Here is a 17,077-nt window from a genome sequence, read left to right as displayed (position 1 = left end):
TGACCATGACCACACTCACCCCCACCATTCCCCTCGGCCCCAGCCCCACCCCGCCGGGGATCGAACAGGTGCTGCCCTTGACGCCGATGCAGCAGGGCATGCTGTTCCATAGCCTGCTGGACCCGGCATCGGCCGTCTTCTTTCAGCAGCTTGTGGCGGAACTGGAAGGGGACGTGCGGCCAGACCCGTTTGCTGCTGCCTGGGCTGATCTGATCGCCCGGCATCAGGCCCTGCGCGCCGCTTTTCTGTGGGAACGGCGGGAAGATCCGCGTCAGGTCATTTTACGCACCATCACCGCGCCCGTAACATGGGAAGACTGGTCCGGGCTGGACGAGGCGGCAGCGGCGCAGCGGCTGGAAGCGCATCTGGTCCAGGACCGGGCGCAGCCCTTCAATCCCGCCAAGGCGCCGCTGCTGCGGTTGACGATGGTGCGGCGCGGTCCCGACCGGCATCTGCTGTTGTTGAGCCACCATCACCTGATCCTGGATGGCTGGTCCACGGGCATCCTGCTGAATGAACTGGTGGCCCTGTATGCCGCCTGCTGTGCCGGGCAGCCGCCCACCCTGGCCCCGGCGCCGACCTATGCCGATCTGGTGGCGCGTCTGGGAAGGGGGGACCGGCAGGGTGATCTGGATTTCTGGCGGGCAGAACTGGCCGGGATCGACCAGCCGACCCCGCTGGTGGGTGACCGGCGGCGTGAAAGCGGGACCGTAGGGGGCGATTATGTGCCCCTGGACCGGCAGCTTGGCACCGATCTGCGGGCGGGGCTGGAGCGTTTGGCAAGGCGCCATGGCGTGTCGCCCGGCGTGCCGCTATTTGCCGCCTGGGCCTTGCTGCTGGCCCGCCGGGCATCGGTGGGGGAGGTGGTTTTCGGTATCACTGTGGCGGGCCGGCCGGCCGATCTGGCCGGCGCTGACCGTCTGGTTGGCCTGTGCATCAACACGGTGCCGCTGCGCGTGGCCGTCCCGGCGGCGGGCAATCTGGGGGACTGGCTGCGTCTGGTCCAGGACCGGCTGGCCCGGACCCGCCCGCACGAACAGGCGGCCCTGTCCGATATCCAGGCCGTATCCGGCCTGCCGGCGGGTGTACCCCTGTTCGACAGTATCCTGGTTTATGAGAATTATCCGGTGGATGCCGCCCCCGCCGATGCCCCCCTGCGCCTTGCCGCCGCGCGGGTGGAGGAGCGGGCGAATTATCCCCTGACCCTATTGGTAGAACCTGGCCCCGATGGGCTGGCCCTGCGGCTGATCGTGGATCGCACCCGCATCAATATGGCGGAAGGGCAGCGCATCCTGGCGCAGTTTCAGGTTCTGCTGGACGGGATGGCCGGCGTAGCCGGGACCGATCCGGCGGGCGACCTGTCAGAACTGGCGCTGCTGACAGCACCGGAACGCGACCTGATCCTTCACACCTGGAATGATACGGCCATCCCTTATGACCAGGATGCCACGCTGCATGGCCTGTTCCTGAAACAAGCCGCCCGCACCCCCGCCGCCGAGGCGCTGAGCGATCGGGACGGTCCCGTCACCTATGCCGAACTGGACCGGTTGAGCCGGGCCATCGCCGCGCGGATCAATGCGGCCGGCGTGCCGGCGGGGGCACCCATCGCCGTGCGGATGCTGCGGGATCGCTATCTGGTGGCAGCCCTGCTGGGCATCCTGCGCAGCGGCCGGGCCTATGTGCCGCTAACCCTTGGCCTGCCACCGGCGCGGGTGCGGGATATCCTGGATACGCTGGATATCGGCTGTATCGTGACTTCCGTATCGCTGCAAGCCGATGCGGCCAGCAGCCCGCCGGGACGGCCGGTCACCCTGCTGGTGGCGGAAATGGCGGCCCTATCGGGGCAGGAGGTGCCGGCGGAGGCCGACCGGGGGGCATCGGGCGATCTGGCCTATGTGATCTTCACGTCCGGTTCCACCGGCCGGCCCAAGGGGGTGATGGTTCGGCACCGGCCCGCCATCAACCTGATCGAATGGGTGAACAGCACCTTCGCCGTCGGCCCGGCCGACCGGATGCTGTTCGTCACCTCACCCGCCTTCGATCTCTCCGTCTATGATATATTCGGCATCCTGGCGGCCGGCGGGTCGATCCGCATCGCCGATGATGGAGAGGTGGAAGACCCCGACCGTCTGGCCCACATCCTGGCGACCGAACCGGTGACCTTCTGGGACAGCGCACCGGCGGCCCTGTGGCAGTTGCACCCGCTCTTGCCCGAGCGCGTGGCCGATAGCCGCCTGCGCCTGATCTTCTGCAGCGGCGACTGGGTGCCGCTGCCCTTGCCGGACCGGATGCGGGCCTGCTTTCCGGGTGTCACCGTCGTTGCCCTGGGGGGCGCGACGGAGGCAACGATCTGGTCCAATTACCATATCGTGGATCGGGTCGATCCGGACTGGCGCAGCATCCCTTATGGAAGACCGATCCAGAATGCCCGTTATTACATTCTGGACAAGGCCCTGGCCCCCGTCCCCCCCGGTGTGCCGGGGGATCTGTATATTGGCGGCGAATGTCTGTGCGACGGCTATGCCGGCCAGCCGGCACTGACGGCAGAACGGTTCATCCCCGATCCCTATAGCGACCGTCCCGGCGCCCGGATGTACCGCACCGGTGACCGCGCCCGGTTTGATGGCGACGGGACGATGGAGTTCCTGGGCCGCGACGATCATCAGGTCAAGATAAGGGGCTTCCGGATTGAGTTGGGGGAAATCGAGGCCGCCTTGGCCCGCCATCCCGATGTGCAGGATGCCGTGGCCGCCCTGCACATTACCGGCAGCGGCGGCCCCGCCGGCGGGCAGGAGGAACGGGAGATCGTGGCCTATGCCGTGCCGCGCCCCGGTACGGCCCCGTCTGTATCCGACCTGACCAGCCATTTGCGGGCATTGCTGCCACCGCCGATGGTGCCGGCGCATCTGCTGCTGCTGGACGGGCTGCCGGTCAGTGCCAATGGTAAGGTGGACCGCAAGGCCCTGCCCGCCCCCCGGCGGGCGCAGGCGGAAAAAGACATCGTCACCGACCCGGTGCAGGAACTGGTTTCCGGCATCTGGGCCGATGTGCTGGGGCTGGAAACGGTGCCGCTGGACGGGGATTTCTTCGCCCTGGGCGGCCATTCGCTGCGCGCCACCGCCGTTATTGCCCGGCTGCGCCTGGCCCTGGGGCTGGACCTGCCGCTGGCGCTGCTGTTCCAGCATCCCAATGTCCGGTCACTCAGTGCTGCCATCCGTGCCCAAGGGGGCGGGAACGGCGCACCCGGTACGGCTTGCCTGGACGGGGAAATCCCCTGTCTGCGCCGTGACCGGCCCTTGCCGCTATCCCCGGCGCAGGAACGGTTATGGTTCCTGCACCGGCTGGAACCGGACAGCCCGTTCTATACCATCGTGCTGGCGGCAAGGCTGGCGGGCCATGTGGATGTGGCGGCCCTGGAAGGGGCGGTGGCCCATGTCATGGCCCGGCATGAGATCCTGCGCAGCCTTATTGTGGAGGAAGAGGGTCGGCCCATGCTGGTCCCCGCCGACCCCGCAACCCCGCCGCCCGTGCAGGTGGTGGACCTGACCGCCAGTGCCGACCCGGATGGGGAGGCGCTGGCCCTGGCGGCGGCACAAACGCGCCAGCCCTTCGATCTGGCGCGGGAACTGCCCTTCCGGGTGCTGCTGGCGCTGACGGGGCCTGACCGCGCCCTGGTGCTGGTACTGATGGACCATGCGGCGGCCGATGGCTGGTCGATCGGCATTTTTGCGGCTGAACTGCTGGCCGCCTATGATGCTGGCGTTGAAGGGATGCTGCCCGATCCGGTGCCGCTGGCGGTGCAATATGCCGATCTGGGCGCGTGGCAGGCCACACGGCTGGCGGGCGGGGAGATGGAACGCCAACTGGCCTATTGGCGCGAAACCCTGGCCTGCCTGCCCACCCTGGCCCTGCCCACCGACCGGCCCCGCCCGGCGCAGCAGCGCTTTACCGGCGCGCTCACCCGCTTTCAGGTGCCGGCCGCCATTGCCGGCGATCTGGCGCTGCTGGCCCGGCAGGAGGGATGTACCCTGTTCATGGTCACCCTGGCCGCCTTCCTGACCGTGCTGCGGCAACGCAGCGGGCAGGATGATCTGGTGGTCGGGACCGACCTTGCCGGGCGCACCCATCCGGCGGCCGAACGGATGATCGGCTTCTTTGTCAACCAACTGGTGCTGCGGGTCGATCTGGCCGGCACCGCCAGTTTCCGCGACATGCTGCGCGCGGTGCGGCGACGGGTGCTGGACGGGTTTTTCCACCAGGATGTGCCGTTCGACACGCTGGTGCGCACCCTGAACCCGCCGCGCGATCCGGGACGCATGCCCCTGTTCCAGGTCAAATTCGTGCTGCAGAACACGCCGTTTGCGGCGCTGGACAGCCGGCATCTGCGCATCGACCCGGTGGAGGTGGAAACGGGGACGGCCAAATATGACCTGCTGATGACCCTGACGGAGCGCGACGGGCTGACCGGGACGCTGGAATATGCGACCGACCTGTTCACCCCTGCTACAGCGGACGGGATCGTGGCTGACATGCAGGCCGTGCTGGCGCTGGTATCGCGCAGCCCGACCGTGACCAGCACCGACCTTGCTGCCCTGCTGGCAGCGGGGCAGGCGCAGCGGGCGGAACTGGGCCGCCAGACCCTGCGCCGCGCCGGGCTGGACCGGTTGCGCCAGCTTCGCCGGCCAGGGGGTGAGGCATGATGATGGCCGATCCGGATACCACGCCCCACCCGGTCGGGGCGGTATTGTGGGATGTGGCGGCCGCCGCTCCCGACCTGCTGGCCGCCATGCCGGCACTGGCCAATGCCATTGCCCCCTTGCGGGCGGCGGTGCCGGTGGCGCACAGCATTTCCCCCTTCGACGGGGTCGGGGCGGTGCGGCCCTATCGCCATCTGCGCGCCTTTTATCTGCGCCGCCCGGATGGGGTGATTGCGGTCAAGGGCAGCGAGATCATGGCCGGCGATGTAGATACGCATCTGCGGATGCTGGGCAGCTACCGGATTGAGTTTCCGGGCCGCGGCCGGTCCCTCTTCTCCGCCCTGGAACATTTCCCGCTGAATGAACAGAAGGTGCCGCTGGCTTTGCCGGTGGAGGAGGCTTTGGAGGATGTCCACGCCGCCGCCGCCGTGCAGCAGGCCCATCTGGCCCGTTTCGGCACCCTGGCCCGCGTGCCCCTGCCCCTGCTGGCGCTGCGCTGGCCCGATGCGGTGATGGATGCCTATCTGCGCCGTCTGAGCCCGCTTCTGTCGGGCCGTGCCCGCCGCACGGTGGAGCGGGTGGCCGCCGATGGGCTGGGCTGCGTGATCTATCATTACCCGGCCGTACCGCTGCGGGTGGCCCATCTGCCTGAATTGCTGGCAGGGCGACCCGGTAACGGCTGGCAGGCCCGGCTGTCCGGCCTGACCGGGGTGGAAGCCGCATTGGAAGGCTGGCTGGATCTGCTGGCCCGGCTGCTGGTGCTGGGCTTCCTGCCGGGCAGTGTGGAAAGCATCGGTGTGGGCCATTGCCTGGAGATGAAAAATGCCGTGATTGATGGCGGGCTGGTGGATATGGGGTCCATCTGCCGGGTGGAGACGGTGGCCGAAGACCGCATCTTCCTGGAGACATTGATGGTAGCCCTGGCCGATCTTGCCAAAACCTGCCGCCAGTTTCTGCTGGGTGACAGCCCGGATGTGGAGGCGGAATATCGCAACCCGTCGCTGGTCATGGTCCTGCTGCTGCACCGGCTGCTGCCCGATCTGGCCGCCCGGGTGGAAGGGCTGGGCGGGGCCGATCCGCGTATCCTGGCCGTGCTGCGCGCCCGCCCCGCCGCCCCTGCCTTGCCGGGGGAACTGGCGCGCCTGGCGGGGCTGGGCACCCTGGCGACGGGGGGCCACCGGTGAGCCGCACCCGCCATCTGCCCCGCCTTGTGCCGGATCTGGACGGTTTCGTCCGCCCCCTGGACCTGCTGGCCAGCGCCACCCCGGTGACGGAGGAGCCGGCCCTGGCCCGCCGCTGGGGGCAGAGCGCGCTCTGGGTCAAGCGAGACGACCTGACCAATCCCGTCTATGGCGGCAGCAAGGTGCGCAACCTGGAATTTTTCCTGGGGCAGGCGCAGGGCGAAGGTGCCGACGGGGTCGCCACCATGGGGCCCTATGGCAGCCATCAGGTGCTGGCCACGGCGGTTTTTGGCCGGCAGGCCGGGTTCCGCACCCGCGCTGTGCTGACGCCCCAGCCGGACGTGGCGGAAATCGCGCTGAACCGGCGGCTGTTGCCGGCCCTGGGGATGGAGGTGCTGCGCTGTGCCAGCTTTCCCGCCGTGCCGCTGGCGATGCTGCGGGCGCGGCTGGGTCGGCTGGGCCACAACCGCCCCTATTGGATACCGCCAGGGTCCAACCACCCGCTGGGCGTGATGGGGGTGGTGGAGGGCGCGCTGGAGGTGGCGGCCGACATCCAGGCCGGAAGGCTGCCCTTACCCCATGATGTGGTGGTCCCGACCGGCACCTGCGCCACGGCGGCTGGCGTCTATCTGGGCTTTGCCCTGGCCGGGGTGCCGGTGCGGATGGTGGCGGTGCGCATGGTGCCGATGATCGTCACCGGCCCGCGCAAGATGGTGCGCATGGCCCACGAGACCGACCGGCTGCTGCGCCGCCATGGGCTGACCGCCCCGCCCCGCTGGGGGGAGTTGCTCTGGGTGGATGATTTCGCCGGCCCCGGTTACGGGCTGGCCGGCCCGGTGGCGGACAGGGCCGCCGAAGACGTGGCCGGTCTGGGCGCCTTTCGCACTGAAACCACTTATACCGCCAAGACCCTGGCGATGCTGGCCGATGGCGGGCTGACCAACCGGCGCGTCCTGTTCTGGAACACGTTCAGCGCCGTGGAGCCTGACCTTGACCGCATCCTGCAATCCACCGCCATGCAAGCCCGCAGCCTGGAAGAGGTAACGGCGTGACCGCATCATCTCCCCCAGTGCCACACGCATCATCCCCCCCATCACCCCCGGCGCCGCTGCTGCAATCCGTGCTGGATTTCGGCATTGTCGCCCCTGGCCAGTCGGGGCCGCAGGTGCTTGCCGACAGTCTGGATCTGGCCGACCGGCTGGACAGGCTGGGCTATCACCGGCTCTGGTTGTCTGAACATCATGAAGCGCATTTCTGCTGGACAGCACCTGAGGTAATGGTGGCCGCCCTGGCGCAGCGCACGCGGCGTTTGCGTATCGGCACTGCCGCCCTGCTGCTGCCCATCCGCAACCCGTTGCTGGTGGCGGAAACCTTCCGCACCCTGTCGGCACTGACACCGGGCCGGATCGACCTGGGTGTCTGCGCCGGCGTGCCGGCCGATAATATGGCGCTGGCCGCCCTGGCAGGGACGGAAGGGCAGCAAGGGGAGGGCGAGGCGCCCGACATTGCCGGCCTGATGGCCGGGTTTGCCCCCCGGCTGGCGCGGCTGGTGGATTATCTGCACGGGCGCTTCCCGCCGGGCCACCGGTTTGCGAATGCTGCCACCCCGCTTTTCGCAGCACCCCCGCCGGTCTGGGTGATGGGGTCCGGCCCCGGCAGTGCGGCAGCCGCTGCCGATCAGGGCGCCCATTACGCCTATTCCCTGTTCCACCGTGGCAGCCGGCTGGACCCTTCGGTGCCTGCCGCCTTCCGCGCCCGGCAGACTGGCGGCCGCGTGGCCATCGCCGCCAGTTGCATCTGCGCGCCCACAGAAGAGGGTGCGGCGGCACAGCGCCATCTGGTCGAAGGCTGGTTGAAGGAGGATATGCGCGTCGTGATTTCCGGCACCCCGGATGAATGCCGCGCCCAGGTGCTGGACCTGGCGGCCCGCTTCCAGGCTGATGAGGTGATCCTGCTCCATCTCTGGCACGACCATGCCCGCCGGATTGCTGCGGTGGAGGCCATGGCATCCCTGATCCATCCCATAGCCCTGCCGGTGCCCGCATGATCCCCGCCTTGTCGCCACACCCCCATCATGACGGCACCATGCTGGATATTGTGCGCGCCCATGCCGGGCTGCAGCCTGACCACCCCGCCTATGCCTATCTGCCGGAACTGGAAACGGGTGTGGTGGAGCGGCTGGATTATGCCGGGCTGATGGGCCGTGCCGATGCCGTAGCCGCCGCCCTGGACCGCCATTTCGCCACCCGCCCGGACCAGCCGCGCATGGCGCTGCTGCTGTTCCCGGCGGGGCTGGATTTCCTGGTCGCCTTCTGGGGGTGTCTGGCCGGGCGGGTCATCGCCATTCCCGCCGCCATGCCCCGGCCGGGCCGCCCGGCAACCACCCTGGGCGCCCTGGCCGACAATGCCGGCGTAGGGTTGATCCTGACCGCCGCCGGGCAGGGGGAGGCCATCGGCCGGTTGATGGCAGCCACCCCCGCCCTGGCCGGGCTGGATCTGTTAAGCGTGGATGAACTGGTGGCCCAGGGGACGGGCCGCCCGGTGCCGGCAGCGCCGGTGGGGGAGGATATTGCCTTTCTGCAATATACGTCCGGTTCCACCAGCCGGCCCAAGGGCGTGGTCGTGCGGCACCGCAACCTGCGCGCCAACGGGTTGATGATCGCCGAGGCAATGGCGATGGACCGGCACCTGATCGGCGTCAACTGGATGCCGCATTATCATGATATGGGCCTGATCGGTAACCTGCTTCAGCCGCTGCATGTCGGCGGGACTGCCCTCACCATGGCGCCCACCACCTTTTTGAAGCGGCCCATCCGCTGGCTGCGGGCCATCAGCGATGCCCGCGCCGTGCTGGCCGGCGGGCCGGATTTCGCCTATCGGCTTTGTGTGGAGCGGACCAGCGCCGAGGATGCGGCGGGCCTGGACCTTTCCTGCTGGAAGATCGCCTTCAACGGGGCGGAGCCGGTGCGCGCCACCACCATTCAGGGCTTCTGCGACCATTTCGCGGTGGCCGGGTTCCAGCCGCACGCCATGTATCCCTGCTATGGCATGGCGGAGGTGACCTTGCTGGCCGGTGGTAGCCGGGCCGGGCAGGGGGCGACACTGCGCACCATTGCCGCCGACGCCCTGGCCCAGGGCCGGGCCATACCACCGGCACCGGGCCAGCCATCATTGACCGCCGTGTGCAGCGGCTGGGCCCCCACAGGGGCACGGCTGGCCGTGGTGGACCCTGCAACGCAACACCGTTGCCCCGACGGCACGGTGGGGGAAATCTGGGTGGTGGGGCCGCATGTTGCCGATGGCTACCATAATGATCCCGGCGCCACGGCCGCCGCCTTCGGCGCCCGCATTGCCGGCCCACAGGCCGATCCCGGTCCGTGGCTGCGTACCGGCGATCTGGGCTATCTGCTGGATGGCGGCATCCAGGTCACCGGCCGGCTGAAGGAAATGATGATTGTTAATGGCCGCAACCTCTATCCTCATGATGTGGAAGACGCATTGCGCGCCGCCCTGGCGGAAATCCGCGATGCCGCCGTCTTTGCCATGGTCATGCCAGAGGGGGCGGGAGAGGGGCGGGAGCGTTGTGTGGCGGTGCTGGAACTTGCCAGCAGCCACCGCAAGCTGATCCTGCAGCCCGATGGGGAAACAGAATCCAGCCTTCAGGCCCTGGCGCGTGCGGCCCGCACGGTTGCCGCCCAATCCTGTGAATTGCCGCTGGACCATGTCCGCATCGCCCTGCCGGGTGCGATCCTGAAAACCACCAGCGGCAAGACCCGCTATGGCGAATTACGGGCACAGATGCGGCTGCTGGGCGACATGATCGGTAAAAGCCCGCTATCGGTGGGGGAACGACGCCCCCGCCAGGAGGAAGCATGAATATGGCACCCACAGCCCCGCCCGATGCCCTGGTGATCGAACAGCGGCTGATCGACCGGATCGCCGCCCTGACCGGCTGTCCGGCGTATATGATCGACCCCGACCAGCCCATGGACGGCTACGGCCTCACCTCCGTCATGGCGGTGGGGTTGAGTGCGGAGCTGGAGGATTGGTTGCATATCCCGGTGGAGGCGACCATCGTCTGGGACCATCCCACCATTGCCGGGCTGGCAGCATATCTGGCGATGGCGCTGCCCCAGCGGTAACGTAACCCTGCCCCTCCCGGAGGAACCAAACCGATGAGCAAGACTGAGGTCACCATGGTGCCGTTCCTGGGGGAGGCGGTCCGTATCGCCTTTGCCAAGCCGCATCTGGGCCTGCTGCTGGGGCTGGGGCTGGTGATCCAGGTCGGGTTCAACCTGGCCCTGCCGGTGACTTACAAATTCATCTTCGACGGGGCCATTGCCCGGAATGACATGGCGTTTCTGGTGGAATTGCTGCTGCTGCTGGGCGGGCTTTACGCGCTGAATGGTGCGGCCGGGCTGGTGCAGGATTATACCACCGCCCGGATCGGCGCCAACCATGCCGCCACCCTGCGGGAACGGCTGTTCCGGCATATCCAGGCCCAGGGGCCGGGCTTTTATGCCAGGGTGCCGGAGGGGGATGTGGTGGCCGGCTTCGGCCCCGATGTGGCGGCGGTGGAAACCGCCCTGGTCCGGGCTTTTCCCAGCTTTGTCATGCGCTTCATGACCATCACGCTCAGCACCATCGTGCTGTTCGCCATTGAATGGCGGCTGGCTCTGGTCGCCCTTGGCCTGATGCCACTGCTGTTCCTGGCGCCGCGCCCCTTTTCACCCGCCGCGCGGGCAATGGGGCGCCAACGGGATGACCAGCAGGCCCAGGTGGCCGCCTTCGTGCAGGAAAATATCCTGACCCATCTCGCCATCCGGACTTTCAACCTGCGGGGGGAGCGGATGCGCCAGCTTATGGACCGGCTGGACACATTGCGGCGGGTGGGATTCCGGGCGCATTACATGACATCGCTGGTCGGCCGGGCAGCGGTGCTGGCGGCAGGCCTGCTGCAGATCATCGTGCTGGGGGTGGGCGCATGGCTGGCCACCAGCGGCTATATGACCACCGGGCTGCTGATCGCCTTTATCGGCCTGCTGTTGAATATCGGCGGGGCGACGGACCAACTGACCCAGGCCATCCCGCTGCTGATGAACGGGGCCGGCGGCCTTAACCGTATCCGGGGCGTGCTGTCCCACAAGCCGGATCTGGTGGACCCGCCCGATGCGCAGCCGCTGGCCCCGCTTAACCGGGAAATGACCCTGCGGGATGTGGAATTCGGCTATACGCCGGACAATCTGATCCTGCGCGGGGTGACCCTGTCCATCCCCGCCGGCAAGACGGTGGCCATTGTCGGCAGTTCCGGTTCCGGCAAATCCACGGTCCTGTCGCTGCTGGTGCGCCTGTATGACCCGGTCAAGGGCATCGTCGCCTATGACGGCACCGACCTGCGCACAACGCTGGAGGAATCCTTCCGCCAGCAGACCAGCATCGTCTTGCAGAACACCGCCCTGTTTGACACCAGCATCCGTGAGAATATCCGCATGGGCCGGCTGGATGCCACTGATGAGGAAGTAGAGGCGGCGGCCAGGGCGGCGAACCTGCATGATATCATCCTGGACCTGCCGGCCGGGTACGAGACGCGCGTCGGCTCGCAAGGGGGGCTGTTGTCGGGCGGGCAGCGCCAGCGCGTGGCCATCGCCCGCGCCCTGCTGCGCCGGTCCAATGTCCTGTTCCTGGATGAGGCGACATCGGCCCTGGATGCGGTGACGGAGACGGAAATCAACGCTACTTTGAAACAGGTGATGGGAGGCTGGACCGTTGTGTCAGTCACCCACCGCCTGCAACACATCACCGATTATGATCTGATCCTGGTAATGGATAAGGGCCGGCTGGCCGAGCTTGGCACCCATGATGAGTTGTTGGAAAAGGATGGCCTTTACGCCGCCCTCTGGGCCAAGCAGAGCGGCTTCACCATCCAGGACGGCACCGCCAGCATCACCCCCGACCGCCTGCGCAACATCCCGTTCCTGGCGGCCTGCGACGAGGGGGTGCTGCGGACCCTTTCCGGCCAACTGGTGACGGAAACCTTTCCCGCCGGCCGCATCGTCTTTCAGGAAGGCGATCCCGGCAATAAATTCTACATCATCGCCCGGGGCCGCCTGGAAAATTATGTCCAGTGGGGTGAAGGGCGGGAACATGTGCTGGGCGTGATGGAGGATGGCGACTGGTTCGGCGAACTGGCCCTGATTGAGCCCGTACCCCGCACCTGGTGCGTGCGCACCATCACCGATACGGTGTGTCTGACCCTTGACCGCAAACATTTCCTGGCCCTGCTGGACAGCACGCCTAAGCTGCGCGAAACGGTGGAGGCAACCGCCTATGGCCGGATGGCGGCCCTGAAGGAGGCGATCCTTGACAGTATCGAGATATGAAGCAGGCTGGTGGGCCGCGCATCCCCTTGCCATGACGGATATGGAGACATGAACCTTAGCGAAGAGAGGATCGACGGCGTGACGATCCTGACACTCATCGGCCGCCTGGACAGCAATACCGCTCCCCTGGCGGAACAGGCCGTGCTGCGGCTGACCGATGGCAGCCAGGGAGGCCTGGTGATCGACTGCACCGGCCTTGATTATGTTTCCTCCGCCGGACTGCGGGTGCTGCTGATCGCCGCCAAACGCATGAAGGCGGCGGAGGCCAAGCTGTGCCTTGCCGGCCTTGCCGCACCGGTGATGGAGGTGTTCCGGGTCAGCGGGTTTCTGGCGTTGTTCACCATCCGGCCCGACCGCGCGGCCGCGGTCGATGTGCTGAAGTGACACCGACGCCCTTGTGGCTGGTCCGCCCGCAGCCCCGGCCAGAGGCGGATATCAGGCTGTTCTGCTTCCACCATGCCGGCGGTGGTGCTGCTTTCTTCGTGCCCTGGGCGGCGGAGCTGCCGCGCCATGTGGAACTGATTGCCATCCGCTTGCCCGGGCGGGAGGCGGCCTATGGCGCGCCCCGCTGCGCCGATCCCGCGCAGGTGGTGGACGGGGTGCGGGCGGCCATGGCGCCGCTGCTGGATCGGCCCTTCGCCCTGTTTGGGCACAGTCTGGGCGCGCTGCTTGCCTATCGCACAGCGCTTTCCCTGGTGGCGGAGGGGGCAGGGGCGCCGACCCATCTTTTCTGTTCTGCCTTCCGGGCGCCGCACCTGCCCCTGTCCCGTGCCCCCCTGTCCGGTCTGGCGCAGGCCGATCTGCTGGAGGAACTGGATCGCCATGGCGGCATCCCTGCTGCCGTGCGGGCGCATGAGGAACTCCTGTCCCTCATCCTTCCCGTGTTGCGGGACGACCTTGCCCTGGCGGAAGGGTATCAGCACGATAACGCCCCGCCGCTGAATTGCCCACTGACAGCCCTGGGCGGGCAGGAGGATGGGCTGGTCAGCGCTGCGGAACTGGCCGGCTGGGCCGACCATACGACAGGGCCGTTCCGCCGGCTGATCTATCCGGGCGGGCATTTCTACCTGTCCGATCACCGGCCCCGCCTGATCGCCGATATCGTAGCGGGGCTGTGAAGGGTGGATGTGTCAATCCGCTTCGAAGCGTGTCTTGTGATCAGCATATTTACTGAGTTGGTCTGGGTCCTGGTCGGATTTGCGCAGGATACAATCCCCAACCACCAATATATCAAGGCCACTGCCCATGAAGCAGGCGAAGGCTTCCTCCGGCGTGTGGACGATGGGTTCGCCCCGCACATTGAAACTGGTATTGATAACCATCGGACAACCGGTTCGGTCCGCGAAAGCGCGCAGCAAGGCAGCGAACCGGGGATTCGTGCGCGCATCAACCGTCTGAACCCGTGCCGAATAATCCACATGGGTCACGGCCGGCACGGTTGAACGTTCAACCGATAGCGCATCAAAGCCTTTCCGTGCTTCCTGTTCAGCGGACAGCGAACGCCGGTGACGCTCCAGCACAGGGGTGGTGATCAGCATATAGGGGCTGTCCCCCTCCAGCTGGAACCAATCTCCCGCTGCCTCCCGCAGCACCGCGGGAGCGAAGGGGCGAAATCCTTCCCGGAATTTGATTTTCAGATTGAGATCACGCCGCATTGTTGGGGAGCGCGGATCGCCCAAAATGGACCTGTTGCCCAAGGCGCGGGGTCCGAACTCCATCCGACCCTGGAACCAGCCAACCGCCTGCCCCTCGGCCAGAGCGTCAGCGGTACGGGCCATCAACGTGGCTTCATCAACCGCGCGTTCGAACCGGGCACCGGCAAGGGTCAACCGTTTGGCACATTCCTCATCATCGAAGGACGGCCCCAGATAGGCGCCGGCCATCCCGTCCTGCGCCGACGCATCGACGATCCGGGGCCGGTCAAGATGATGGTGCCAGGCGGCCAGGGCCGCGCCAAGTGCGCCGCCAGCATCACCTGCTGCCGGCTGTACCCAGACATTCCGGAAGGCACCGTCGCGCAGCACCTTGCCATTGGCAACGCAGTTCAAGGCCACGCCACCAGCCAGACACAGATTGGGCAGCCCCGTCTGCCGTGCCAGCGACCGGGTCAGGCGCAGTACCACCTCCTCGGTCACCGCCTGAACGCTGGCGGCCAGATCCATATGGAACGGCTCCAACGGCTCGTCGCCACCTGCCCGGGGTGCCCGCCCGAAAAGCGCATCGAACTTGGCATTGGTCATGCGCAGGCCCGTGCAATAGCTGAAATAGGCCAGGTTAAGGCGGAATGAGCCATCCGCCTTCACATCAATGACCTTCTCCATCAGCAGGTTCTTGAACCGGGGCTGCCCATAGGGAGCCAGGCCCATAACCTTGTATTCACCGGAATTAACTTTAAACCCCAGATGATAGGTTACGGCTGAATAGAGCAGGCCCAGCGAATGGGGAAAATGGATCTCGTTCAGCGGCTCAATGCGGTTGCCCCGGCCAATGGCGATGGATGTAGTAGCCCATTCGCCCACCCCGTCCAATGTCAGGATCGCCGCTTCCTCAAACGGTGACGGGTAGAAGGCGGCCGCGGCATGGCTTTGGTGATGTTCCGCAAAAAGTAGGCGCGATGCCCAATCGACCTCCGGTTCCCGCTCGGCAAGTTCACGGCGGAGCCGGTCCTTTTGGAACAATTTATCCTTCAACCAGACCGGCATCGCGGTGCGAAACATCTCAAAGCCACGCGGCGCCGTGGCAACGGCGGTGACGAACAGTCTCTCGAACTTCAAAAACGGCTTGTCGAAAAACACGACATGATCAATCGCCGCGAGCTTGCATCCCGCCTCGGCCAAACAATAATCAATGGCCCGGGCGGGATAAGCGGCATCGTGCCGGATGCGCGAAAACCGTTCTTCCTGCGCGGCTGCCACCACTCGTCCATCCTCGACCAGTGCTGCCGCACTGTCGTGGTAAAAAGCCGAAATCCCCAATATCCGCACAATATGCCGCCTGTTCTTTCTTACAAGTGCGTTGAATTGTCAGAACTGATCCCGCATTGAGCCATAAGCCGATGGCGGATCACGGGGAACCCAATAACTATCCGCGTTCGCATCCCAACGCAGCCGAAGTGGATCTTTGCGGAGTAACCGAAAAAGGATACCCAGCGGCAACACCGAAAAAACGTACACAACACCCATCGTCACCGGAGACATGACGCGGTGCAGGAGGTTGCCAAACAGGAACCAGATACGATTGGGCCAATAAAGGATGCGGGGGACCAGAAGCGCCAGGGCCAATATCGCACCAGCCACATAAAGCGCTGACCATTTGGGCTCACTCCCACCAATCAGCGGCCAAAGCCCAATGACCGCGAATACGACCGTAAAAACCAGCCCAAACGACCGATTGGAACCCATCGTCACCTTTGGTCGAGCCGACACCGGATCAATCATCGCGCACCCCGCATATCGCACAGAAACCAAACTTATCTTGATCCAATCCCAAAACCCTTGTAAACATAAAGCTGAAAAATGTTCTATCTTAAGCATCTAAAAATCCGATGTTAACGTAATAAAAATGAGAGAGATGAAATGAATAATTTTTTTGAAATATTCCGTTTTTTGTTTAGCAAAAAAACACGTATAATATTCATACCCGCAATCATCGTCCTCCTTATCGCATCTATTCTGCTTGGTGCAAGTCAGGGTACGGCGTGGGCGCCGTTTATATATACCGTTTTTTAATTTCAGAACTTTTGCAGCAGATGAAGGCAAAGTATTGCCATTTCGGGCAGGCGCGAATGGTTGAGAACCGTTTGCGCGGAGGGGGGTAAATAATGTCTTCGGGCAATGGCGGGACTGCGGTCAAATCTATCGGTCTCCAGGCAGTTAAGCTGTTTTTAAGCTTTGCGCTCGCCTTTGCAGCGGGGGAGATGTTGGTTCGGGTCGCGACATCATCTCAGGATCATTACGTCATTGAGATGTGGCGTTACGCCAATCTTTTGCAACAAACGACACCTGAGTTTTTGCCTGGGCATGAACATCGCCCAGGAACATCGGCTGATCTGCAGCATGTCAATATCCGCATCAATAATCTGGGCTTACGTGGGCCGGATATTGACGCAGACATGCTGAAGGACAAAAAAGTCGTCGTCTTGCTGGGTGATTCAATAACGTTCGGCTGGGGTGTGCCGGAGGCGGAGACCCTGGCTGGCCAGCTACAGGAACGATTGGGTTCGGATTTTGTCATTTTGAATGCCGGCATTGGCAATATGAATCTCGAGCAGCTTGCCGCCCGCTGGCATGATCTGAATGCTCGGCTTTCTCCTGACCTGCTGGTCGTTCTACCCACGATGCGCGCAACCGATCCTCAGCAAGAGGGCCGCGCCTCCCTGCTGGTTCGCAAAAGCCAGCTGGCGGCTCTGGCCTCGGCCTTCTTTACACGGGTCGCCGGTGGGACAAGTGGACACGAAGATCTCGTTACTTATTACCGGCGTAATTGGACCGGTGAAAAAATGACGGCATCATTAGATCGTGCATTCATCACTATCGCATCCGAACAAAAAGCCGGAAAATATAAAGTACTCTTCGCCATGCTGCCTGAAACGAATGACTTTGTTAATTATCCTTACAATTTTGCAACTGAAATTATCCAACGCCGTACGGAATCATATGGCTGGGAATTTGTCGATCTTTTCCCTCTTTTTAAAGGGGAGGAGTCACAAAAATACTGGGTATCAGGACATGACATCCATCTGAATGGTGCTGCATTCACAAAAATAAAAGAGCCTGTTGCAGAAAAGATCCTCAGTATGCTCTCACAGGGTGGCAATTGA

At 65.0% G+C, this 17,077-nt stretch carries 13 protein-coding genes; 11 read left to right on the top strand and 2 right to left on the bottom strand.

What is annotated here, in order from left to right; all coding sequences use genetic code 11:
* Positions 1 to 5: 5 nt before the first annotated feature.
* Genes G473_RS0110855 through G473_RS0110815 form a run of 9 tightly spaced genes read left to right on the top strand, consistent with a single transcriptional unit; the run spans position 6 to position 13,376 of the window.
* Positions 6 to 4,700, top strand: coding sequence for a non-ribosomal peptide synthetase (locus G473_RS0110855; RefSeq protein WP_210163286.1), 4,695 nt, complete (start codon positions 6 to 8; stop codon positions 4,698 to 4,700).
* Positions 4,697 to 5,881 carry a hypothetical protein gene (locus G473_RS26375; RefSeq protein ID WP_210163285.1) on the top strand — a complete coding sequence of 395 codons (1,185 nt, stop codon included), beginning with the start codon at positions 4,697 to 4,699 and terminating at the stop codon, positions 5,879 to 5,881. Before G473_RS0110855 ends, G473_RS26375 begins: the two co-directional genes overlap by 4 nt.
* On the top strand, positions 5,878 to 6,930 hold the full coding sequence (locus G473_RS26370) for a 1-aminocyclopropane-1-carboxylate deaminase/D-cysteine desulfhydrase (protein ID WP_084437964.1): 1,053 nt from the start codon (positions 5,878 to 5,880) through the stop codon (positions 6,928 to 6,930). Before G473_RS26375 ends, G473_RS26370 begins: the two co-directional genes overlap by 4 nt.
* A complete protein-coding gene (locus G473_RS0110840; protein WP_029013113.1) occupies positions 6,927 to 7,925 on the top strand; it encodes an LLM class flavin-dependent oxidoreductase in 999 nt (332 codons plus the stop codon). The genes G473_RS26370 and G473_RS0110840 overlap by 4 nt, the downstream gene beginning before the upstream one ends.
* A complete protein-coding gene (locus tag G473_RS0110835) occupies positions 7,922 to 9,754 on the top strand; it encodes a fatty acyl-AMP ligase (RefSeq protein WP_051330151.1) in 1,833 nt (610 codons plus the stop codon). The genes G473_RS0110840 and G473_RS0110835 overlap by 4 nt, the downstream gene beginning before the upstream one ends.
* A complete protein-coding gene (locus tag G473_RS0110830; protein WP_029013111.1) occupies positions 9,751 to 10,020 on the top strand; it encodes an acyl carrier protein in 270 nt (89 codons plus the stop codon). Before G473_RS0110835 ends, G473_RS0110830 begins: the two co-directional genes overlap by 4 nt.
* 33 nt (positions 10,021 to 10,053) lie before the next feature.
* On the top strand, positions 10,054 to 12,258 hold the full coding sequence (locus tag G473_RS26365) for an ABC transporter transmembrane domain-containing protein (RefSeq protein ID WP_051330150.1): 2,205 nt from the start codon (positions 10,054 to 10,056) through the stop codon (positions 12,256 to 12,258).
* A 48-nt stretch (positions 12,259 to 12,306) separates the two neighbouring features.
* On the top strand, positions 12,307 to 12,642 hold the full coding sequence (locus G473_RS0110820; protein ID WP_029013110.1) for an STAS domain-containing protein: 336 nt from the start codon (positions 12,307 to 12,309) through the stop codon (positions 12,640 to 12,642).
* On the top strand, positions 12,639 to 13,376 hold the full coding sequence (locus G473_RS0110815; protein ID WP_029013109.1) for a thioesterase II family protein: 738 nt from the start codon (positions 12,639 to 12,641) through the stop codon (positions 13,374 to 13,376). The genes G473_RS0110820 and G473_RS0110815 overlap by 4 nt, the downstream gene beginning before the upstream one ends.
* 12 nt (positions 13,377 to 13,388) lie before the next feature.
* Here the strand turns inward: G473_RS0110815 and G473_RS0110810 are convergent, their stop codons facing one another.
* The gene (locus tag G473_RS0110810) at positions 13,389 to 15,242 is read right to left on the bottom strand and encodes a carbamoyltransferase family protein (RefSeq protein WP_029013108.1); all 1,854 of its coding nucleotides are present in this window, start codon (positions 15,240 to 15,242) and stop codon (positions 13,389 to 13,391) included.
* A gap of 39 nt (positions 15,243 to 15,281) precedes the next feature.
* Entirely contained in the window at positions 15,282 to 15,791 is a 510-nt protein-coding gene (locus G473_RS0110805; protein WP_154667366.1) for an SxtJ family membrane protein, read from the bottom strand.
* Between the two features lie 42 nt (positions 15,792 to 15,833).
* Between G473_RS0110805 and G473_RS31180 the strand changes: the two genes are divergently transcribed.
* Entirely contained in the window at positions 15,834 to 15,986 is a 153-nt protein-coding gene (locus G473_RS31180) for a DUF5989 family protein (protein ID WP_425411571.1), read from the top strand.
* Positions 15,987 to 16,078: 92 nt separating this feature from the next.
* The gene (locus tag G473_RS0110800; protein WP_154667365.1) at positions 16,079 to 17,077 is read left to right on the top strand and encodes an SGNH/GDSL hydrolase family protein; all 999 of its coding nucleotides are present in this window, start codon (positions 16,079 to 16,081) and stop codon (positions 17,075 to 17,077) included.

The sequence above is a fragment of the Niveispirillum irakense DSM 11586 genome, from assembly GCF_000429645.1.
Classification (GTDB): Bacteria; Pseudomonadota; Alphaproteobacteria; order Azospirillales; family Azospirillaceae; genus Niveispirillum; species Niveispirillum irakense.
The sequence above is the reverse complement of the archived record's forward strand: the minus strand, read 5'-3'. Positions and strand labels throughout refer to the sequence as shown.

Excerpts from the sequence above, each read along its gene's own strand:
- G473_RS26365 (WP_051330150.1), top strand. The coding sequence starts at position 10,054 with ATGAGCAAGACTGAGGTCACCATGGTGCCGTTCCTGGGGGAGGCGGTC.
- G473_RS26375 (WP_210163285.1), top strand. The coding sequence starts at position 4,697 with ATGATGATGGCCGATCCGGATACCACGCCCCACCCGGTCGGGGCGGTA.
- G473_RS0110855 (WP_210163286.1), top strand. The coding sequence starts at position 6 with ATGACCACACTCACCCCCACCATTCCCCTCGGCCCCAGCCCCACCCCG.
- G473_RS0110800 (WP_154667365.1), top strand. The coding sequence starts at position 16,079 with ATGTCTTCGGGCAATGGCGGGACTGCGGTCAAATCTATCGGTCTCCAG.
- G473_RS0110830 (WP_029013111.1), top strand. The coding sequence starts at position 9,751 with ATGAATATGGCACCCACAGCCCCGCCCGATGCCCTGGTGATCGAACAG.
- G473_RS0110805 (WP_154667366.1), bottom strand. The coding sequence starts at position 15,791 with ATGCTTAAGATAGAACATTTTTCAGCTTTATGTTTACAAGGGTTTTGG.
- G473_RS0110835 (WP_051330151.1), top strand. The coding sequence starts at position 7,922 with ATGATCCCCGCCTTGTCGCCACACCCCCATCATGACGGCACCATGCTG.
- G473_RS31180 (WP_425411571.1), top strand. The coding sequence starts at position 15,834 with ATGAATAATTTTTTTGAAATATTCCGTTTTTTGTTTAGCAAAAAAACA.
- G473_RS0110820 (WP_029013110.1), top strand. The coding sequence starts at position 12,307 with ATGAACCTTAGCGAAGAGAGGATCGACGGCGTGACGATCCTGACACTC.